The 18,784-nt window shown below is 61.4% G+C and carries 20 protein-coding genes; 7 read left to right on the plus strand and 13 right to left on the minus strand.

Going from position 1 to position 18,784, the window contains the following annotated elements; translation table 11 throughout:
- Nucleotides 1-61: 61 nt before the first annotated feature.
- Nucleotides 62-733, minus strand: coding sequence for a DNA-3-methyladenine glycosylase I (locus J3A71_RS23080; protein ID WP_016485248.1), 672 nt, complete (start codon nucleotides 731-733; stop codon nucleotides 62-64).
- A gap of 4 nt (nucleotides 734-737) precedes the next feature.
- Nucleotides 738-1,562 (minus strand): tRNA 2-thiocytidine(32) synthetase TtcA, encoded by an 825-nt coding sequence (ttcA, locus tag J3A71_RS23085; RefSeq protein ID WP_016485247.1) that lies wholly within the window; start codon nucleotides 1,560-1,562, stop codon nucleotides 738-740.
- 262 nt (nucleotides 1,563-1,824) lie between these two features.
- Between ttcA and J3A71_RS23090 the strand changes: the two genes are divergently transcribed.
- Entirely contained in the window at nucleotides 1,825-2,424 is a 600-nt protein-coding gene (locus tag J3A71_RS23090) for a Yip1 family protein (protein ID WP_012270925.1), read from the plus strand.
- 131 nt (nucleotides 2,425-2,555) lie between these two features.
- Complete coding sequence (locus J3A71_RS23095; protein ID WP_016485246.1) at nucleotides 2,556-3,050, plus strand: SprT family zinc-dependent metalloprotease; 495 nt, start codon at nucleotides 2,556-2,558, stop codon at nucleotides 3,048-3,050.
- 187 nt (nucleotides 3,051-3,237) lie between these two features.
- On the opposite strand, the gene fpr is transcribed toward J3A71_RS23095, so the two are convergent.
- Nucleotides 3,238-4,017, minus strand: a complete 780-nt coding sequence (gene fpr / locus J3A71_RS23100; RefSeq protein WP_012270923.1) for a ferredoxin-NADP reductase — start codon at nucleotides 4,015-4,017, stop codon at nucleotides 3,238-3,240.
- A gap of 118 nt (nucleotides 4,018-4,135) precedes the next feature.
- Here fpr and finR point away from each other — a divergent pair, with 118 nt between their 5' ends.
- A complete protein-coding gene (gene finR / locus J3A71_RS23105) occupies nucleotides 4,136-5,062 on the plus strand; it encodes a LysR family transcriptional regulator FinR (RefSeq protein WP_016485245.1) in 927 nt (308 codons plus the stop codon).
- Here finR and J3A71_RS23110 read toward each other — a convergent pair.
- From J3A71_RS23110 to J3A71_RS23120, 3 genes are all read right to left on the minus strand, one after another.
- On the minus strand, nucleotides 5,059-5,424 hold the full coding sequence (locus J3A71_RS23110; RefSeq protein WP_016485244.1) for a diacylglycerol kinase: 366 nt from the start codon (nucleotides 5,422-5,424) through the stop codon (nucleotides 5,059-5,061). The two genes, finR and J3A71_RS23110, sit on opposite strands and share 4 nt — an antisense overlap.
- 73 nt (nucleotides 5,425-5,497) lie before the next feature.
- The gene (gene erdR, locus J3A71_RS23115; protein ID WP_016485243.1) at nucleotides 5,498-6,148 is read right to left on the minus strand and encodes a response regulator transcription factor ErdR; all 651 of its coding nucleotides are present in this window, start codon (nucleotides 6,146-6,148) and stop codon (nucleotides 5,498-5,500) included.
- A 178-nt stretch (nucleotides 6,149-6,326) separates the two neighbouring features.
- The gene (locus J3A71_RS23120; protein ID WP_016485242.1) at nucleotides 6,327-7,037 is read right to left on the minus strand and encodes a tRNA-uridine aminocarboxypropyltransferase; all 711 of its coding nucleotides are present in this window, start codon (nucleotides 7,035-7,037) and stop codon (nucleotides 6,327-6,329) included.
- A 260-nt stretch (nucleotides 7,038-7,297) separates the two neighbouring features.
- Between J3A71_RS23120 and J3A71_RS23125 the strand changes: the two genes are divergently transcribed.
- The gene (locus tag J3A71_RS23125; RefSeq protein ID WP_016485241.1) at nucleotides 7,298-7,717 is read left to right on the plus strand and encodes a quorum-sensing-regulated virulence factor family protein; all 420 of its coding nucleotides are present in this window, start codon (nucleotides 7,298-7,300) and stop codon (nucleotides 7,715-7,717) included.
- A gap of 15 nt (nucleotides 7,718-7,732) precedes the next feature.
- On the opposite strand, the gene J3A71_RS23130 is transcribed toward J3A71_RS23125, so the two are convergent.
- Nucleotides 7,733-7,942 (minus strand): hypothetical protein, encoded by a 210-nt coding sequence (locus J3A71_RS23130; RefSeq protein WP_016485240.1) that lies wholly within the window; start codon nucleotides 7,940-7,942, stop codon nucleotides 7,733-7,735.
- A 160-nt stretch (nucleotides 7,943-8,102) separates the two neighbouring features.
- Here J3A71_RS23130 and J3A71_RS23135 point away from each other — a divergent pair, with 160 nt between their 5' ends.
- Nucleotides 8,103-9,221, plus strand: coding sequence for an LOG family protein (locus J3A71_RS23135; RefSeq protein WP_016485239.1), 1,119 nt, complete (start codon nucleotides 8,103-8,105; stop codon nucleotides 9,219-9,221).
- Between the two features lie 294 nt (nucleotides 9,222-9,515).
- Here J3A71_RS23135 and recX read toward each other — a convergent pair whose 3' ends face one another.
- The 4 genes from recX to J3A71_RS23155 form a co-directional block, all read right to left on the minus strand.
- The gene (recX, locus tag J3A71_RS23140) at nucleotides 9,516-9,986 is read right to left on the minus strand and encodes a recombination regulator RecX (protein WP_016485238.1); all 471 of its coding nucleotides are present in this window, start codon (nucleotides 9,984-9,986) and stop codon (nucleotides 9,516-9,518) included.
- Between the two features lie 20 nt (nucleotides 9,987-10,006).
- Entirely contained in the window at nucleotides 10,007-11,074 is a 1,068-nt protein-coding gene (gene recA, locus J3A71_RS23145) for a recombinase RecA (protein ID WP_016485237.1), read from the minus strand.
- A 103-nt stretch (nucleotides 11,075-11,177) separates the two neighbouring features.
- On the minus strand, nucleotides 11,178-11,660 hold the full coding sequence (locus J3A71_RS23150; protein WP_191087338.1) for a CinA family protein: 483 nt from the start codon (nucleotides 11,658-11,660) through the stop codon (nucleotides 11,178-11,180).
- 54 nt (nucleotides 11,661-11,714) lie between these two features.
- Nucleotides 11,715-12,782 (minus strand): hypothetical protein, encoded by a 1,068-nt coding sequence (locus J3A71_RS23155; RefSeq protein ID WP_209953323.1) that lies wholly within the window; start codon nucleotides 12,780-12,782, stop codon nucleotides 11,715-11,717.
- Between the two features lie 187 nt (nucleotides 12,783-12,969).
- Between J3A71_RS23155 and mutS the strand changes: the two genes are divergently transcribed.
- A complete protein-coding gene (gene mutS / locus J3A71_RS23160; protein ID WP_024717685.1) occupies nucleotides 12,970-15,543 on the plus strand; it encodes a DNA mismatch repair protein MutS in 2,574 nt (857 codons plus the stop codon).
- 140 nt (nucleotides 15,544-15,683) lie between these two features.
- Nucleotides 15,684-16,007 (plus strand): ferredoxin FdxA, encoded by a 324-nt coding sequence (fdxA, locus tag J3A71_RS23165; protein WP_016485233.1) that lies wholly within the window; start codon nucleotides 15,684-15,686, stop codon nucleotides 16,005-16,007.
- A gap of 582 nt (nucleotides 16,008-16,589) precedes the next feature.
- On the opposite strand, the gene rpoS is transcribed toward fdxA, so the two are convergent.
- Both rpoS and J3A71_RS23175 read right to left on the minus strand, forming a co-directional pair.
- Nucleotides 16,590-17,597 carry an RNA polymerase sigma factor RpoS gene (rpoS, locus tag J3A71_RS23170; protein ID WP_003252351.1) on the minus strand — a complete coding sequence of 336 codons (1,008 nt, stop codon included), beginning with the start codon at nucleotides 17,595-17,597 and terminating at the stop codon, nucleotides 16,590-16,592.
- A 108-nt stretch (nucleotides 17,598-17,705) separates the two neighbouring features.
- Entirely contained in the window at nucleotides 17,706-18,563 is an 858-nt protein-coding gene (locus J3A71_RS23175) for a peptidoglycan DD-metalloendopeptidase family protein (protein ID WP_209953324.1), read from the minus strand.
- Between the last annotated feature and the right edge of the window lie 221 nt (nucleotides 18,564-18,784).

Raw genomic sequence — 18,784 nt, forward strand, 5'->3', positions numbered from 1 at the left:
ACTTGAGGCCTGCGCTGGACCTGTGGGAGCGGGCATGCCCGCGAAAAGGCCAACACAAATCTCAATGGTTGACGGTATGCGCCAGCATCACCGACAACTGGCACAGCGGCCGCCCACTCTCTGCATGCCACTGGTTGAACGCCTGTTGCACCAAGGCCAGGTCGCGTTGACTGGTCGGCTGCTTGTCGATCACCTTCTGTGCAATCAACGCCGCCGCCATGTCATCGGTGGGGATAAAGGTGTCCTTGCCAACCATACGCAGGAAACGCGGCGCCGACAGCCCACCCAGCTGGTTGCCGTGCTTGGCCAGGTACTTCCACAAGCCGACAATGTCGGTCACCGGCCAGTCGGCGATGAAGGCGCCAAAGCTGCCCTTCTCCTTCGTCACGTCGAGGATCATCTGCGCATTGCGCGGCACGCTCTTGAGCTTGCCCAGGTGGCGAATGATGCGCTCGTCTTGCATCAGCCGCTCCAGGTGCTCGGCGCCCATCAGCACCACCTTCTCCGGGTCGAAACCGAAAAACACCTGCTCGAACACTGGCCACTTGGCATCCACCAGGCTGTGCTTGAGCCCGGCGCGGAACACGCGCAGCGCCAGGGTCGACAGGTAGCGGTCGTCGCTGATGCCGCGCAGCTGCGCCGACGTGCGCGGCTGCGGCAGAAAGGCCTCCAGCGCCTGGGCCGAGCCAAAGCGGTTCAGGCAGTACTCATGCAACCACTGATAGTCGCGCATCGGCTCAGATGTTCAGCACGTCGAGGAAACGCGGCGTGGCGTTCTCGTCGATTTTCAGGCTGGTGAAGTCGAACAGGTTGCGGTCGGCCAGTTGCGACGGCGCCACGTTCTGCAGGGCACGGAAGATGCTTTCGGTACGGCCCGGGTGCTTGCGCTCCCACTCCACCAGCATGTCCTTGACCACCTGGCGCTGCAGGTTTTCCTGCGAGCCGCACAGGTTGCACGGGATGATCGGGAATTGCTTCATGTCCGAGTAGGCCTGGATGTCCTTCTCGCTGCAGTAGGCCAGCGGGCGGATCACCACGTTGCGGCCATCGTCGGCGCGCAGCTTCGGCGGCATGCCCTTGAGCGCGCCATTGAAGAACATGTTGAGGAAGAAGGTTTCGACGATGTCGTCGCGGTGGTGCCCCAGCGCCATCTTGGTTGCGCCGATTTCGTCGGCAAAGGTATACAAGGTGCCACGGCGCAGGCGCGAGCACAGCGAGCACGTGGTCTTGCCCTCGGGCACCAGTTCCTTGACCACCGAATAGGTGTCTTTCTCGACGATGTGGTATTCGACGCCCAGCTCTTTGAGGTAAGCCGGCAGCACGTGCTCTGGAAAGCCCGGCTGTTTCTGGTCCATGTTCACCGCGACGATCTCGAACGTGATCGGTGCCACCTTCTGCAGGTGCAACAGAACGTCGAGCATGGTGTAGCTGTCCTTGCCGCCGGACAGGCAGACCATGACCTTGTCGCCATCCTCGATCATGTTGAAGTCGGTGATGGCTTCGCCGGCGAGACGACGCAGGCGTTTTTGCAGTTTGTTCTGGTTGACCGAGAGGGTGCCCATAGCGCTTGGATCCGCGAGGTGTGACAAAAGCCGGCTATTTTACGCACAAACGCAGCATCGCTGTAGGCATTCCGATAAAGACTTCGATGTAATCAACAGCCCCACTGACAGCGCAATTTGCTCTAAAAAGCACGGTTCGTGCCGGTAACCGCTTCCTATACTGCGACATAAGGCCACATTACCGCTTGCATCGGTGTTCGGGCCTCGGGCCGCTTGCGCTCCATTTGGGGGGCGTTTGGCAACATTGAGAGGAGTGATCGGCATGATTCATCACGTTGTGGGGCTGTTTACCCATCCCGATCAGGAATGGCGGGAAATTCGTGGCGAAGAAGAAACCATCAGCCACATGTACCTGACGCACACCCTGATCCTGGCAGCCATCCCTGCCATTTCGGCCTTCATCGGCACTACCCAGGTGGGCTGGGTCATCGGTGACCGGCCGGCGGTGATGCTGACCATGGAAAGTGCCATCTGGATGAGCATCATGTCGTACCTGGCCATGCTCGCCGGGGTGGCGGTAATGGGCGCATTCATCCACTGGATGGCCCGCACCTACGATGCCAACCCGTCCATGGCGCAGTGCATCGCCTTTGCCACCTACACCGCCACACCGCTGTTCATCGGTGGCCTGGCGGCGCTGTACCCGCACCTGTGGCTGGGGATGCTGATCGGCACTGCCGCCATCTGCTACACGGTGTACCTGCTGTATGTCGGCCTGCCGACGTTCATGAATATTCCGTCCGACGAAGGCTTCCTGTTCTCCAGCTCCGTGCTGGCGGTGGGCCTTGTGGTGCTGGTGGCGATCATGGCTGCCACGGTCATCATCTGGGGACTGGGCGTGGGGCCCGTCTACACCAACTAGAACAGACTCAACCAACACTGGGGCATCAACCAGGGGCCGCCGCAAGGCGGCCCCTGGCTGTGCGCTGACCGGTGGCTCGGCAGCCCGCCAGTGCTTGCGGCATAATGCCCGGTCAGGAGAACCGCCCCACCATGCCCGAGCTGCTCAGACAACGCGTCGAAACCTGTTACCAGCAAGCCGAAACCTTTTTCAAACGCCCCTTCTCGCGCCCGGAAGTCAGCTTCAAGCTGCGCGGGCAAAAAGCCGGCGTCGCCCACCTGCACGAGAACCTGCTGCGCTTCAACCTGCAGCTCTACCGGGAAAACCAGGAAGACTTCCTGCGCCAGACCGTTGCCCACGAAGTGGCGCACCTGGTGGCCCACCAGTTGTTTGGCGACCGCATCCAGGCCCATGGCGAAGAATGGCAGTTGATCATGCGCGGGGTGTATGAACTGCCACCCAACCGTTGCCACAACTATGAAGTGCAACGGCGTGTGGTAACCCGCTACATCTACCGCTGCCCGTGCCCACAGGGTGATTTCCCGTTTACCGCCCAGCGGCACAAGCTGGTGCGCCAGGGGCGGCGGTACCTGTGCAAACGCTGCCGGGAGATTCTGGTGTATAGCGGTGAAACTCGCGTCGAATAGATTGTGCACGGCCTGTGCGGGCCTCTTCGCGGGGCAAGCCCGCGCCAACAGGGTCACCATTCGCACAGCCCCAGTAGCATCCCTGGGGGAGCGGGCTTGCCCCGCGAAAGGGCCGGTGCAGCCCATATACAACTTTCAGGCATAAGAAAGGCGACCCGGGGGTCGCCTTCCTGTACCAGCCTGCGCCTTACTTCTCGACGAAGGCACGCTCGATCAGGTAGTCACCCGGCTCACGCATGCGGGCGGAGACTTTCAGGCCGAAGCTGTCCAGCACTTCACTGGTCTCGTCGAGCATGCTCGGGCTGCCGCAGATCATCGCACGGTCGTCCTGCGGATTGATCGGTGGCAGACCGATGTCGCTGAACAGCTTGCCGCTGCGCATCAGGTCGGTCAGACGGCCCTGGTTCTCGAACGGCTCGCGGGTCACAGTCGGGTAGTAGATCAGCTTTTCGCGAACCGACTCACCGAAGAACTCGTTCTGCGGCAGGTGCTCGGTAATGAACTCGCGGTAGGCCACTTCGTTCACGTAACGCACACCATGCACCAGGATCACTTTTTCGAAGCGCTCATAGGTTTCCGGGTCCTGGATCACGCTCATGAACGGCGCCAGGCCAGTGCCGGTGCTCAGCAGGTACAGGTGCTTGCCCGGGTTCAGGTCGTCCAGCACCAGGGTACCGGTAGGCTTCTTGCTGATGATGATCTCATCGCCTTCCTTCAGGTGCTGCAGCTGCGAAGTCAGCGGGCCATCCGGCACCTTGATGCTGAAGAACTCCAGGTGCTCTTCCCAGTTCGGCGAAGCGATGGAATAGGCACGCATGAGCGGACGGCCGCTTTCCTGTTGAAGGCCGATCATCACGAACTGACCGTTCTCGAAGCGCAGCCCCGGGTCGCGGGTGCACTTGAAGCTGAACAGGGTGTCGTTCCAGTGGTGCACACTGAGGACACGTTCGTGGTTCATGTTGCTCATCGATGGGGCTCCTGAAGAAAAACGCGGCGCGCAAAACGCGCAGTTGCGCGATAGTTTAGGGGCAGCGACAATATCTGTTAACTGAATTATCAAGATATGTGTTATCGGTTATATAGATATGCGATTCACACTTCGTCAACTGCAGGTCTTCGTCGCCGTCGCACAGCATCAAAGCGTCTCTCGGGCCGCTAGCCTGCTGGCGTTGTCGCAGTCGGCCGCCAGCACTTCCATCACCGAGCTGGAGCGGCAATCGAGCTGCCAGTTGTTCGACCGTGCCGGCAAGCGCCTGGCCCTGAACGCCTTGGGACATCAACTGCTGCCACAAGCCGTGGCCCTGCTCGACCAGGCCAAGGAAATCGAAGACCTGCTAAACGGCAAGTCCGGCTTCGGTTCGCTGGCGGTCGGCGCCACACTGACCATCGGCAACTACCTGGCCACCCTGCTGATCGGCAGCTTCATGCAGACCCACCCGGAAAGCCAGGTCAAACTGCATGTCCAGAACACTGTGCACATCGTGCAACAGGTCGCGCACTACGAAATTGATCTGGGTCTGATCGAAGGCGACTGCAACCACCCGGACCTGGAAGTGCAGCCGTGGGTCGAGGACGAGCTGGTGGTGTTCTGCGCACCGCAGCATCCGCTGGCCAAGCTGGGCCGTGCCGATATCGAAAGTTTGTCGCAAGAGGCGTGGATTTTACGTGAGCAAGGCTCCGGGACGCGCCTGACCTTCGACCAAGCCATGCGCCATCACCGCGCCAACCTCAACATCCGCCTGGAGCTGGAACACACCGAAGCGATCAAGCGCGCGGTGGAATCGGGCCTGGGCATTGGCTGTATTTCGCGCCTGGCGCTGCGTGACGCCTTCCGCCGAGGCAGCCTGGTACCGGTAGAAACGCCGGAACTGGACCTGATGCGCCAGTTCTACTTCATCTGGCACAAACAGAAGTACCAGACCTCTGCAATGCGCGAGTTTCTGGAACTGTGCCGCAACTTCACTGCGGGCTATACCCGCAGTGACGAAATCGTGCTGCCGCCGATCGCTTAAAGCAGGATCACGCCCCACACCAGCGCCACCATGGTCATTGCCACCAGTTGCGCGGCGCTGCCCATGTCCTTGGCGTTTTTCGACAGCGGGTGGCGCTCCAGCGAGATACGGTCGATGGCCGCCTCCACCGCGGAGTTGAACAACTCGACAATCAGCCCCAACAAGCACACCGCGATCATGATCGCCCGCTCCGCACGGCTGACCGGCAACCAGAAGGCGATCGGGATCAGCAGCACGTTGAGCAGCACCAGCTGGCGGAATGCGGCCTCACCCTTGAAGGCGGCGCGCAGGCCGTCCAGCGAGTAGCCGGCGGCGTTGAAGATGCGTTTCAGGCCGGTCTGGCCCTTGAATGGCGATGTCATGTGAGTCACTTCACAACAGAAAGGCCAGCAGACTAGACCGGCACGGGTCAAAAAAGCGTGAAGCCACGCGCAGTCAGTTGCTGGCAACCGATTCAAGTTGTTGCAGCAGCAGCGCGGCCTGGGTGCGGGTACGTACGCCCAGCTTGCGGAAAATCGCAGTCACATGCGCCTTGATAGTGGCTTCGGAGACACTCAGTTCATAGGCAATCTGCTTGTTCAGCAGGCCCTCGCAGACCATCGTCAGTACGCGGAACTGCTGCGGCGTGAGGCTGGCGAGGCCTTCACTGGCGGCCTTGGCCTCGGCAGAGACATCGACCTTTTCGAACGCCTGCGGCGGCCACCAGACCTCGCCATCGAGCACCTTGCGCACGGCCTCCTGGATCACTTCCAGGGTGCTGGACTTGGGAATGAAGCCACTGGCGCCAAACTCGCGGGACTTGACCACCACGGCGGCCTCTTCCTGCGCCGACACCATCACCACGGGGATCTGCGGGTATTGCCCGCGCAGCAGCACCAGCCCGGAAAAACCATAAGCACCCGGCATGTTCAAGTCCAGCAGCACCAGGTCCCAGTCGGCTTTTTCGCTCAGGCGGGTTTCCAGTTCGGCAATGCTCGCGACTTCGACCAGGCGCACATCCGGGCCCAGGCCAAGGGTAACGGCCTGGCGCAGGGCGCCACGGAACAGCGGGTGGTCATCGGCAATCAGGATTTCGTAAGTGGCCATCGATCTAAGGATCCTGTTCTATGCCAGGCACTCGGGGGTATGAGAAGCGCCCGGCGGGGAATCGGCGCCAAGGATGCCGAGCACGGTCCAGAGCGGTCAAGCCATTGCTCTGCCGTCTCGCCCACCCTGGCTGCCAGCCCCGTCATTATGAACCAAAGCAGGGGTTGTGCCCCTTGGACTATAGGAAGGTATGCAAACGCTGGTGGGTATCGTCCTGATCATCCAGCGGCAGGCGCCGCTTGCCGCTCAGGTAGTGCAGGCTGAATACATCCAGGTAGGCATCCAGCGCCTGGGAGGCCTGGCTGTCGCCGGCCAGGTCCAGGCACATGGCTGCGACCTCTGCCGTGCAGAAGTGATCGTCGCGCTTGGAGCGCCGCAGCCGGTAGCGCGACATCTGCTCGGCCTGCAGGCTCAAAACCGGGAAGCGGTCAAGGTACGGGCTTTTGCGGAACATCTTGCGGGCTTCGGTCCAGGTGGCATCCAGCAGGATGAACAGCGGGCGCTTGCCCGGCTCACGCGCCACCTCGCTGACCACCCGCTGCTCGGCCACGAACTCACCGGGGAAGACGATATAGGGCTGCCAGGTCGGGTCGTCCAGCAAAGCCAGCAAGCGTTCGTCGACCGAGGTGCGCAGCCAGCCAAAGGCCCAGGTGTCTTCGATCAGGTCGGCAATCAGCCAGCCGGTGTTGGTGGGTTTCAACGGCTCGGTGTCGTGCATCAGCAGGCACACGCCCGACTCGGCCTGCACCCTGGGCTTCCAGGCACACAGGCAATGGGTGGCGATGACCCGGCAATCCGGGCAGCGTTCGGCACGCGAGCCACGGGCAATGAAGGGCTTGTTGCTGCGGGCCAGGCGTTCGGCGCGCAGGCGCGCTACCGCGTGGCTCATGCCGACAGGCCTTTGGACAGGTTGGAAATGGGCACAAGGATGGCTCGGAAAAAACAAGGCGGCCAGTTTACCAGAACAGGGGGCATTTGCTGTGCAGCTGGCAAGGCGCGCCTTATAATCGATGCTTGCCGTGCACCTGCGGGAGCCGGCTTGCCCGCGATGGGACTTTGCACGGCCCCAATTGCAGCCACAGTATCGTTTTATGGAACACTGCAGACCTGCGCATGTCAAAGCGCCAGTCATCGAACCAGGAGAGATTCATGCTGCGCCTTATCGTCCCCGCCCTGAGCCTGCTACTCGCTCTGCCACTGGCAGCCCAGGCAGCCTCCAAGCAGGATTACGACCTGAACAGGACATTGCAGAAGGTCGCCAAAGAGAGCAGCGTCGGTACCCCACGCGCCATCAACGAGGACATCCTCGACCAAGGCTACACGGTGGAAGGCAAGGCGCTGGTCAACCACCTGAGCGTACGCGAGAGCCACGCCGAGCGCATGCGGGCCAATCCCGCTCAGGTACGCAGCCAGCTGGGCGACAGCGTCTGTCGCAACAGCGGCTTCCGCAACCTGATGTCCAAGGGCGCGGTGATGGTCTACCGCTTCACGGTGTACAAGACCAACCAGCCGATCATGGACCAGGCCTTCGACAATGCCAGCTGCGTGGCCGGTAACAAGAAGAAATAACCACAGCTGTTCAAGCTACACCTTCTCGTCCTCGCGGGCGCGCCAATGCCCTTCGGCGGCATCGGCGCGCATCTCGGCCAATAACGCCTGCAAGTAGCGCGATTGGCACTCCAACCCCGCCAACCTGCGACAGCACTCGTCCTCAAGGCTCAAGTGATGCACCTGAGCCGCATCCTCCAGCTGCTGGTAGAGCTGCCGGTCCACCTCGATGATCAAGCGATGCATACCGCCACCTCCTGCATCGATACGTTTCGCTTCACCAGTTAACCAAACCCCTGCTGCCGGTGGCCACATACCGACGGGCGGCTGCACCAAACAGCCCGGCACGAACCGGCCCGAGGGTCTAGATTGAGGTCAGAGGTATTGGTGCAGAAGGAGACGTTGCATGCCTTACCAAGCGAATGACCTGCTGTTCAGCCACTTCCGCGACAACAATATCGACCTGAGCAACATCGACGCACAACTGCAACTGGTAGCCCCCGACAGCCCCAACCTGCCGCTGTATCGCGACATGATGCTGACCATCCTGCGCATGGCTCATGACGACAGCGACCGCTGGAGCGCCAAGATCACCCTGCAGGCCCTGCGTGAACTGGACCAGTCATTCCGCACGCTGCAGCGCTACAAGGGCCGGCGCAAGGTGACCGTGTTCGGCTCGGCGCGCACCCCGCTGGAGCACCCGATGTACGCCCTGGCCCGCGAGCTGGGCGCCACCCTGGCGCGCGCCGACCTGATGGTCATTACCGGCGCGGGCGGCGGCATCATGGCCGCCGCTCACGAGGGCGCTGGCAGCGACCACAGCCTGGGTTTCAACATCACTTTGCCCTTCGAGCAACACGCGAACCCGACCGTGGATGGCACCGACAAGTTGCTGCCCTTCCATTTCTTTTTTATCCGCAAGCTGTTCTTCGTCAAAGAGGCTGACGGCCTGGTGCTATGCCCGGGCGGTTTCGGCACACTGGATGAAGCGCTCGAAGTACTGACGCTGATCCAGACCGGCAAGAGCCCCTTGGTGCCAGTGGTGCTGCTGGACTCGCCCGGCGGCAGTTTCTGGCGCGACTGTTTGGACTTCATCAGCCGCCAACTGGAAGAAAACCGCTATATCCTGCCCAGCGACCTGAAGCTCTTGCGCCTGGTGCACAGTGCCGATGAGGCCGTGGAGGAAATCAACCAGTTCTATAGCAACTACCACTCCAGCCGCTGGCTAAAGAACCAGTTTGTGATCCGCATGCACCACCCGCTCAGCGAAGCAGCGCTGTTTGATATCCAGGAAGGCTTTGCAGACTTGCGCCTGAGTGGCAAGTTTCACCAGCAAGCGGACAGCAGTGCGGAACATGAAGTGGGCAACTTCAACCACCTGACCCGGCTGTCGTTTGCCTTCACTGGCCGGGACCAGGGCCGGCTGCGCGAGCTGGTGGATTTCATCAACTTGTCGGAGAACTGGGCCAAACCGCAACCCATGCATACCACGCAGCGAGCTAGGGAGGCGTTGAAGGTGAGCTGATGCGGGGCGTTGAAGCGTTCGCCACGACAGTTTTATCGCCTGCGCGACCGAGCGCCGCCCACGCGGCGCATCGCGAGCTGCGCTCGCTCCTACGTTTGTTTCGGGCCAGTTATTTCTGTGGGATTTGTGCGCGGACGCCTCGGTGCATGGCGCGATATCGTGTCGTACAAACAAGGCGGTCGCGCGCGCCTGTCACAGGCATGACTCGCCCCAAACAAACGTAGGAGCGAGCGCAGCTCGCGATGCGCCGCGCGGGCGGCGCTCGATCTCACAGGCACTAAACAATCAGAGTGGTCAGTAATCGTCGAGCTCACGCCCGCTGAGCAGGCGGCCGATCATGTCCATGGGGAAACCCCGGTAAGCCAGAAACCGGGTTTGCTGGGCGCGGCTGCGCGGATCCTGTGGGCGCTGCCCGGCAAACTTGCGCTGCCAGACATCACGCATGCGCTCGCGCCAATCCACCTCGCTCTCGCGCAACGCCTGCTCGATATCAGCACGCGCCAGACCCCGCTGCCCCAGCTCCTCGCGAATTCGCAAAGGGCCATAGCCAGCGCTGGAACGGTACCTGATGAAGCTTTCGAGGTAGCGGGCTTCACAAAGCAGCCCTTCTTCGGCAAGCCGGTCGAGTTCAGGCTCGATCAGCTCATCCGAAGCACCGCGCTGACGCAACTTGCGCGTCAGCTCGACGCGACCGTGCTCGCGTCGGGCGAGCAGGTCCATGGCTGTCCGCCGAATGGCGACGGGGGTGTCGAGTACGGCGGACATGTTGGCTATCTACCGCGCAATCAATAACCGGCTTCGGCGTCAGCCACATCGTCAGCACTGGCATCAGCGGCGGCAGCCTTGCTGGCTTCAGCACCCGCACCGGCTTTCAGCAGCTTTTCACGGATCTGCTTCTCGATCTCGGCACCAATAGCCGGGTTCTCGGCCAGGTATTTGGCAGCGTTGGCTTTGCCTTGACCGATCTTGTTGCCCTGGTAGGCGTACCAGGCACCCGACTTCTCGACCAGGCCTTGAGACACGCCCAAGTCGATGATCTCGCCGTTACGGTAAATACCTTTGCCGTAAAGAATCTGGAACTCGGCCTGACGGAACGGCGGCGAGACCTTGTTCTTGACGATCTTGACGCGGGTTTCGCTGCCGACCACCTCGTCGCCTTCCTTGACCGCACCGGTACGGCGGATGTCCAGACGCACCGAGGCGTAGAACTTCAGAGCGTTACCACCAGTGGTGGTTTCCGGGCTGCCGAACATCACGCCGATCTTCATACGGATCTGGTTGATGAAGATGACCAGGCAGTTGGCGTTCTTGATGTTACCGGTGATCTTGCGCAGCGCCTGGGACATCAGACGAGCCTGCAGGCCCACGTGCATATCACCCATTTCGCCTTCGATCTCGGCCTTCGGCACCAGCGCAGCCACGGAGTCGACGATAATCACGTCAACGGCGTTGGAGCGCACCAGCATGTCGGTGATTTCCAGGGCCTGCTCACCGGTGTCCGGCTGCGAGACCAGCAGGTCGTCGACGTTGACGCCCAGTTTGCCGGCGTACTCAGGGTCGAGGGCGTGTTCGGCGTCGACGAAGGCGCAGGTGGCACCGTTCTTCTGGGCTTCGGCGATAACCGACAGCGTCAGTGTGGTCTTACCCGACGATTCCGGGCCATAGATCTCGACGATACGACCTTTTGGCAGGCCGCCGATGCCCAGCGCAATATCTAGGCCCAGCGAGCCGGTGGAAATGGCAGGAATGCCTTGGCGCTCGTGATCACCCATGCGCATGACCGCGCCTTTGCCGAATTGGCGTTCGATCTGACCCAGGGCCGCAGCCAAGGCGCGTTTCTTGTTGTCGTCCATTGAAATCCTCACGTGTTCGACTTGGCCCTGATGGCCGGAATACCTGTATAAGTAGCCAGTATTATTCCACAGGCAGGCGCTCGCGCAAACCCCTGTCGTCGATTTACTCGGCGCCAAGCTGTAACAAGCCGTCTAACGCGGCGATCACCGTCTGTCGGCGCACGGCTTCGCGGTCACCGTCGAACTGGCGGCGCTCGCTGAACACGCGGTTGCCATCGCCCCAAGCCAGCCACACGGTACCTACCGGTTTGGCTGGCGAACCACCATCCGGCCCGGCCACACCGCTTACCGCCACGGCAAAGCGGGCGCCGCTGGCGGCCTGGGCCCCTCGGACCATGGCTTCGACCACTTCCTGGCTGACTGCACCAACCTGGCCGAACAAGGCGGGGGGCACGCCCAGCAGGCGGGTTTTCTGGGCGTTGGAATAGGTCACGTAGCCCACCTCGAACCAGGCCGAGCTGCCAGATATACGGGTGATGGCTTCGGCAATGCCACCGCCGGTGCAGGATTCGGCGGTAGCCACCTGTGCGTTGAAACGACGCAAGTGTTCACCCAGGCGGGTGGCAAGTGTGGTGATCGGGTCCATGTCAGGCTCCTGGAAGGCTACCCTCTACCCTATCACCGTGCCGCGGCCCGTGGCTCAGGAAACCTTCAGGCTCTCCCGGGCAATTTCGCTGAACGCACGCTCGTCACGCCGCCCCAGGCGCGGCAGCCCTGCTGGCCAATCCTGGTTCCAGTCGATACCACCTTGCTTGCGCATGTCATCAATCGCCGAACGCCACCAGATCACCTTGCAGGCACGCTGGTAGTCGTCGCCGCTCATCACACTGCCGTAAAGCAGCTTACGGCCGATGCCACGCAGCTCCCGAGGCACACGCTTGAGGCTCCATTTTACCGAGAGCCGCGCCAGCCACGAAGGGACAGGGCGATGTGCCGGCACCTTGAGGGCCAGCCTTGGCATCTGTGGATGGAAGCCTTCGCCGTGCCTGGCAAAGAAAATTTCCAGGATGGCATGCACGTACTGCTTCATCGCGAAGTAATGGCTGATCACGCCACGCGCTTCATTGACCTGCGCCCCGTGCAATTCGAAGGAAAAGGCAATCTGTTCGATGGTGTGGAGGTCACCGGTATAGGGTGTCCAGGCATCGATGCGCGGGATGGCGCGTTCAGCAATGCCGACATTGCAGCGGGTGAAGCCCATGACACCGCTGTTGCACAGCCGCAAATCATCGGCCGGCGCACTTCCTGCCTCGGCGAGCCCCGCGCTGAAGCGGAGGTAGTCGCTGCTGCGCAAAGCTTCGGCCCAGCTTGTTTCCACCTCGTCGACCAGAAATTGTCCGGCATCGACCTGACTGAACAGCTTCAGCGGCGATTGCAGGAACACCGTATCGGTATCGATAAACACAGTTTTTTCCGCCCACTGCCCCGCCTGGGCAATGGCGCAGGCCTTGCGCCGGTGGGTGTAGCCACCGTCACCGGTCCAGGCCTGCAGGGTCTGCTCATCCAGCGTGATCACTTCCACCGGCCAACCGACAAAGGCCTGTGGTTGGTCGGTAAGCACACGGATCACCGGCAGCTCTGCCGGGTTGCAGCGCGCCACGGCGGTGAGGATGCTGAGTTTGGCCTCCAGCTGATAGATCCGGCGCTCGCCGTACAGGAGGTAGATCAGCTGTTGCTTAACATAAGGGACAGGGCTGGACACATTCATCGTGCACGTCATGGCTACAGGCGTTCGTCGAGGGCCGCGCATTTTAGAGGCTAACGCCGCACAGCTCCACCATTGCCCGCCAGGCTGCGCGCACATGCCCCGAAGCCTGCGCCTGCATCGCAACAAAAAAGCCTGTACCATTGCCGGTTTACCATCGCCAACCAGATCACCCGCTGTAAGGCCCTGAATGTCAGATCTTTCCGCACACACCCCGATGATGCAGCAGTACTGGAAGCTGAAAAACCAGCACCCGGACCAGCTGATGTTCTACCGCATGGGCGACTTCTACGAAATCTTCTACGAAGACGCAAAGAAGGCCGCAAAACTGCTGGACATCACCCTGACCGCGCGCGGGCAGTCGGCCGGCCAGTCCATCCCCATGTGCGGGATTCCGTTCCATTCGCTGGAAGGCTACCTGGCCAAGCTGGTCAAGCTGGGCGAATCGGTGGTGATCTGCGAACAGATTGGCGATCCGGCCACCAGCAAGGGCCCCGTGGAGCGCCAGGTGGTACGCATCATCACCCCAGGCACCGTCAGCGACGAGGCGCTGCTGGACGAGCGCCGCGACAACCTGATTGCCGCGCTGCTCGGTGATGAACGCCTGTTTGGCCTGGCGGTGCTGGACATCACCAGCGGCAGTTTCAGCGTGCAGGAAATCAAAGGCTGGGAAAACCTGCTGGCCGAGCTTGAGCGCCTTAACCCTGTCGAACTGCTGATCCCAGACGATTGGCCACGTGACCTGCCCGCCGAAAAACGCCCCGGTGCCCGCCGCCGTGCGCCATGGGATTTCGACCGCGATTCGGCACGCAAGGCCCTGTGCCAACAGTTCGCGACCAAGGACCTCAAGGGCTTTGGCTGCGACAAGCTGACCCTGGCCATCGGTGCCGCCGGCTGCCTGTTGACCTACGCCAAGGAAACCCAGCGCACCGCCCTGCCGCACCTGCGCAGCCTGCGCCATGAGCGCCTGGACGACACGGTCATCCTCGATGGCGCCAGCCGTCGCAACCTGGAGCTGGACGTCAACCTGGCGGGTGGGCGTGACAACACCCTGCAATCAGTGGTCGACCGCTGCCAGACCGCCATGGCCAGCCGCCTGCTGAGCCGGTGGCTGAACCGCCCGTTGCGCGACCTCAAGGTTCTGCAAGCACGCCAGGACTCGATCCGCTGCCTGCTCGACAGCTACCGCTTCGAGAAGCTGCAGCCACAGTTGAAAGAAATTGGCGACATCGAGCGTATCCTCGCCCGAATCGGCCTGCGCAATGCCCGCCCACGCGACCTGGCGCGCCTGCGCGATGCATTGGGCGCCCTGCCCGAACTGCAAAACGCCATGACCGAGCTGGAGGCGCCGCACCTTGCGCGCCTGGCAGCCATTACCGGCACCTACCCGGAGCTGGCCAGCCTGCTGGAGCGGGCGATCATCGACAACCCGCCGGCGGTGATCCGCGACGGCGGCGTGCTCAAGGCCGGCTATGACAACGAGCTGGACGAGCTGCTGGCGATCAGCGAGAACGCCGGCCAGTTCCTGATCGACCTGGAAGCCCGGGAAAAGGCCCGCACCGGCCTTGCCAACCTCAAGGTCGGCTACAACCGTGTACACGGCTACTTCATCGAGCTGCCCACCAAGCAAGCCGAGCAGGCACCGGGCGACTACATCCGCCGTCAGACCCTCAAGGGCGCCGAGCGCTTCATCACCCCCGAGCTGAAAGTGTTCGAGGACAAGGCGCTGTCAGCCAAGAGCCGCGCTCTGGCCCGTGAGAAGATGCTCTACGACGCCCTGCTGGAAACCCTGATCAGCCACCTGGCGCCGCTGCAGGACAGCGCTGCCGCCCTGGCCGAACTGGACGTGCTCAGCAACCTGGCCGAACGTGCGCTGACCCTCGACCTGAACTGCCCGCGCTTCGTCGACGAGCCGTGCCTGCGCATCGAGCAAGGCCGTCACCCGGTCGTGGAGCAGGTACTGACCACGCCGTTCGTGGCCAACGACCTGGGCCTGGACAACAGCACGCGCATGCTGATCATCACCGGCCCGAACATGGGCGGTAAATCCACCTACATGCGCCAGACCGCCTTGATCGTGCTGCTGGCGCACATCGGCAGTTTCGTGCCGGCGGCCAGCTGCGAGCTGTCGCTGGTCGACCGCATCTTCACCCGCATCGGTTCCAGTGACGACCTGGCCGGCGGGCGCTCGACCTTCATGGTCGAGATGAGCGAAACCGCCAACATCCTGCACAACGCGACCGAGCGCAGCCTGGTGCTGATGGACGAAGTGGGCCGCGGCACCAGCACCTTCGACGGCCTGTCGCTGGCGTGGGCTGCGGCCGAGCGCCTGGCTCAGCTGCGCGCCTATACGCTGTTCGCCACTCACTACTTCGAGCTCACCGTGCTGCCGGAAAGTGAGCCACTGGTGGCCAACGTGCACCTGAATGCCACCGAGCACAACGAACGCATCGTGTTTCTGCACCACGTACTGCCTGGCCCTGCCAGCCAGAGCTACGGCCTGGCCGTGGCACAACTGGCCGGTGTGCCGGGTGTGGTGATCCAGCGTGCCCGGGAACATCTGGCGCGCCTGGAAACCACCAGCCTGCCGCATGAACAAGCCCCGGCGGAAAAGGCCAGGGATGTGCCACAGGTGCCGCACCAGAGCGATCTGTTCGCCAGCCTGCCACACCCAGCCATCGAGAAGCTGGGCAAGCTGCAACTGGACGACATGACCCCGCGCCAAGCTATCGAAATGCTATATCAACTAAAGAACCTGTTATAACGGCGCCCACTACAAGCTGGTAGAATCCGCCGCGGTTTGCTGGTGCTGCAGGTTATTAGCCTGGCCTGCAGCCACATACCTGTAAACCGCGCGGCCCTGAGAGGAAGGGCCGCCGCCGTCGCCTGAGGAGAGAACTAGAAATGACCTTCGTCGTCACCGACAACTGCATCAAATGCAAATACACCGACTGCGTGGAAGTCTGTCCGGTGGACTGCTTCTACGAAGGCCCGAACTTCCTGGTCATCCACCCGGACGAGTGCATTGACTGCGCACTGTGCGAACCGGAATGCCCGGCGCAAGCCATCTTCTCGGAAGACGAAATCCCTGCCGGGATGGAGAACTTCATCGAGCTGAACGCCGAGCTGGCGGAAGTCTGGCCAAACATCACCGAGCGTAAGGAAGCCCTGCCTGACGCTGAAGAGTGGGACGGCAAGACTGGCAAGATTGCAGACCTGGAGCGCTGATAGCGCCCGGACACGGAAAAGGCCCCTCGGGGCCTTTTCTGGTTTTTTACGGGCAAAAAAAAGGGGCGGTTTGACCCGCCCACATTTTTTCCGTAGTCCCTGCTTGTCCCTAACATCATCCTGATGAAATCGCTTCTTGCGACGTCCTTGGCCTTCGTCCTGAAAGCCTGTGCATGTCCCTGTGCACAGTTCGAATATTAGCGGGTTGCGCCGGCCGGGCAAGCGCGAAACCTCACAAGGTATTGCTGGGGACACATTTCCTCACAGCCGAATAAGTCATGTTTTTCAATGGCTTGGAAAAATGCACAGGCTGGAAGCGACAATGATGTACTGAGGCTTGCATAGATAGCTTACAAAACAAGTAAGAAAAGGCTTACACGCAATGTTACTGAGGTAGCGCAGTACACATTAGCTATCTGTTTACCCGGCAGATTTTGGGCCTGCTTTGCAGCCCATTCGCAGCACAAGGCTGCTCCCACAAGAGACCGTGATTGCCCGGATGATCGCGTATCCCAACATTTTCAAATGACACACACAAAAACGCCCCGAGGTCATCGGGGCGTTTTGGGTGACAGGCCTTCGCTACTGGAACAAAGACTCGCTGGACAGGCCGTTCTTCTCAAGGATCTCGCGCAAACGCTTGAGCCCCTCTACCTGGATCTGCCGTACCCGTTCCCGGGTCAGGCCGATCTCCAGCCCCACATCTTCCAGGGTGCTGCTTTCATGCCCACGCAGGCCAAAGCGACGCACCACCACTTCCCTCTGCTTGTCAGTCAACTCGCCCAGCCACTGGTCGATGCTCTGCGACAGGTCGTCATCCTGCAACAGTTCGCACGGGTCGGTGGGGCGGTCGTCGGTCAAGGTGTCGAGCAGGGTCTTGTCCGAATCCGGGCCAAGCGACACGTCCACCGAAGACACCCGCTCGTTCAGGCCAAGCATGCGCTTGACCTCGGCGACTGGCTTTTCCAGCAGCGTGGCGATTTCTTCCGGTGAGGGTTCGTGGTCGAGTTTCTGGGTCAGCTCGCGTGCGGCGCGCAGGTAGACGTTCAGTTCCTTGACCACGTGGATCGGCAGGCGGATGGTGCGGGTCTGGTTCATGATCGCCCGTTCGATGGTCTGGCGAATCCACCAGGTCGCATAGGTCGAAAAACGGAAACCACGCTCCGGGTCGAACTTCTCGACCGCACGGATAAGCCCCAGGTTGCCCTCCTCGATCAGGTCGAGCAGCGACAGGCCGCGGTTCACGTAACGACGGGCAATTTTGACAACCAGGCGCAGGTTGCTTTCGATCATGCGCTTGCGGCCAGCAGGATCGCCCTTCTGCGACAAGCGCGCGAAGTGCACTTCCTCTTCTGGCGAAAGCAGGGGCGAGAAGCCGATCTCGTTGAGATACAACTGGGTGGCATCAAGCGCCCGGCTGTAATCGATGTACTTGTGTTGCTTGAGTGAAGAGCCCGACTTGGCCCTCGTCCGAACCGAAGATACAGCAGGTTCGTCTGACACCACATCCGTTTCCAAAACGATACCCGTCTCCATCAGGAGGACGTCATCGTCGATGTCAAACTCCGGCACTTCTTTACTGAGAGCCATTGTTATAGTCCTTTGCTGAGTTCGAACTCAGACTCGAGCGGCACCTTTTTCCCTGGCAGCGCTGGAGCCTGTCCCCTCTACATCACAGGAACAGGCCGGGTACAACGATCAACGGCGTGGCAGGAACTGGAGTGGATCGACGGGTTTGCCCTGGCGGCGAATCTCGAAATGCAGCTTCACCCGATCTGTGCCTGTAGACCCCATTTCAGCAATCGACTGCCCTGCCTTGACCTGCTGCCCCTCCCGAACCAACAGCCTGCGGTTATGGCCGTAGGCACTGACGTAGGTATCGCTGTGTTTGATGATGATCAGCTCGCCGTAGCCCCTTAAACCACTCCCGGCGTACACCACCGCACCATCAGACGCAGCAAAAACAGGCTGTCCCAAATCACCGGCGATATCAATGCCTTTATTCAAACTACCGTTTGAAGCAAATTTTCCAATCAGCACACCGTTGGCTGGCCAGGTCCAGCCGCCTACCGCGCGCTCCGCAGCCGGCACGGTGGCAACCACCGGCGCACTGCTGGACGGGGCAGGCGTGGCCGGTTTGCCGGTGCTGGCAGGCGACGTGGACGTGCCCCCCACAGGCCGCCGCGTGACCGTGGTGCGGCTCGACGAGGACGGGTTGGACACCACCGTGGTACTGCTGCTAGAACCATTGCTGAAACGAATCGCCTGGCCTGGGCGAATGGTATAAGGCGCCGAGATGCCATTGCGTGCGGCCAGCTCCTTGTAGTCCCAGCCATAACGGAAGGCGATGGAGAACAGCGTGTCACCAGGCTTGACGATGTACTGCCCGGACGTCACCGCCGGGCGCTTGGGCACGGTGTTGTTGCGGTCGACCACCCGCGCGCTGGTATTACTGGTGCTCGAACAACCCACCAGTAGCGTGCCCATGGCCAGTGCAATCAACAGAAGCTTGAAACCCGACCCATCCTTGCGCTGCCGAATGACTGTGTGACCCACCCGCGCTCCCCTCATGGTGCCGAAAAACGATATGAAGACAAGAAATGCAATATTATTGCAATTATAACCAAGCCGGCCGGTAATGGCAGGCTGATGCAAAAGGCTGTAGCAAAGCCGCGGTGCGCGCTGTGTGCTAGCGCTTCGCTCCGCCAGATAGACAGGGCGCAGCTACAAGAATTCGCCACCGGCACAAAAATACCGTGCAGCTCATGCCCGCAGCA

Origin of the sequence: Pseudomonas sp. PvP089 (assembly GCF_017875165.1) — a bacterium.
GTDB classification, from domain to species: domain Bacteria; phylum Pseudomonadota; class Gammaproteobacteria; order Pseudomonadales; family Pseudomonadaceae; genus Aquipseudomonas; species Aquipseudomonas fortuita.

Coding starts and splice junctions, on each gene's coding strand:
- rpoS (WP_003252351.1), bottom strand. CDS start 17,597: ATGGCTCTCAGTAAAGAAGTGCCGGAGTTTGACATCGACGATGACGTC.
- J3A71_RS23150 (WP_191087338.1), bottom strand. CDS start 11,660: ATGGACCCGATCACCACACTTGCCACCCGCCTGGGTGAACACTTGCGT.
- recA (WP_016485237.1), bottom strand. CDS start 11,074: ATGGACGACAACAAGAAACGCGCCTTGGCTGCGGCCCTGGGTCAGATC.
- fdxA (WP_016485233.1), top strand. CDS start 15,684: ATGACCTTCGTCGTCACCGACAACTGCATCAAATGCAAATACACCGAC.
- J3A71_RS23090 (WP_012270925.1), top strand. CDS start 1,825: ATGATTCATCACGTTGTGGGGCTGTTTACCCATCCCGATCAGGAATGG.
- J3A71_RS23080 (WP_016485248.1), bottom strand. CDS start 733: ATGCGCGACTATCAGTGGTTGCATGAGTACTGCCTGAACCGCTTTGGC.
- finR (WP_016485245.1), top strand. CDS start 4,136: ATGCGATTCACACTTCGTCAACTGCAGGTCTTCGTCGCCGTCGCACAG.
- J3A71_RS23135 (WP_016485239.1), top strand. CDS start 8,103: ATGCCTTACCAAGCGAATGACCTGCTGTTCAGCCACTTCCGCGACAAC.
- J3A71_RS23130 (WP_016485240.1), bottom strand. CDS start 7,942: ATGCATCGCTTGATCATCGAGGTGGACCGGCAGCTCTACCAGCAGCTG.
- recX (WP_016485238.1), bottom strand. CDS start 9,986: ATGTCCGCCGTACTCGACACCCCCGTCGCCATTCGGCGGACAGCCATG.
- fpr (WP_012270923.1), bottom strand. CDS start 4,017: ATGAGCAACATGAACCACGAACGTGTCCTCAGTGTGCACCACTGGAAC.
- erdR (WP_016485243.1), bottom strand. CDS start 6,148: ATGGCCACTTACGAAATCCTGATTGCCGATGACCACCCGCTGTTCCGT.
- mutS (WP_024717685.1), top strand. CDS start 12,970: ATGTCAGATCTTTCCGCACACACCCCGATGATGCAGCAGTACTGGAAG.
- J3A71_RS23155 (WP_209953323.1), bottom strand. CDS start 12,782: ATGAATGTGTCCAGCCCTGTCCCTTATGTTAAGCAACAGCTGATCTAC.
- J3A71_RS23110 (WP_016485244.1), bottom strand. CDS start 5,424: ATGACATCGCCATTCAAGGGCCAGACCGGCCTGAAACGCATCTTCAAC.
- J3A71_RS23095 (WP_016485246.1), top strand. CDS start 2,556: ATGCCCGAGCTGCTCAGACAACGCGTCGAAACCTGTTACCAGCAAGCC.
- J3A71_RS23120 (WP_016485242.1), bottom strand. CDS start 7,037: ATGAGCCACGCGGTAGCGCGCCTGCGCGCCGAACGCCTGGCCCGCAGC.
- ttcA (WP_016485247.1), bottom strand. CDS start 1,562: ATGGGCACCCTCTCGGTCAACCAGAACAAACTGCAAAAACGCCTGCGT.
- J3A71_RS23125 (WP_016485241.1), top strand. CDS start 7,298: ATGCTGCGCCTTATCGTCCCCGCCCTGAGCCTGCTACTCGCTCTGCCA.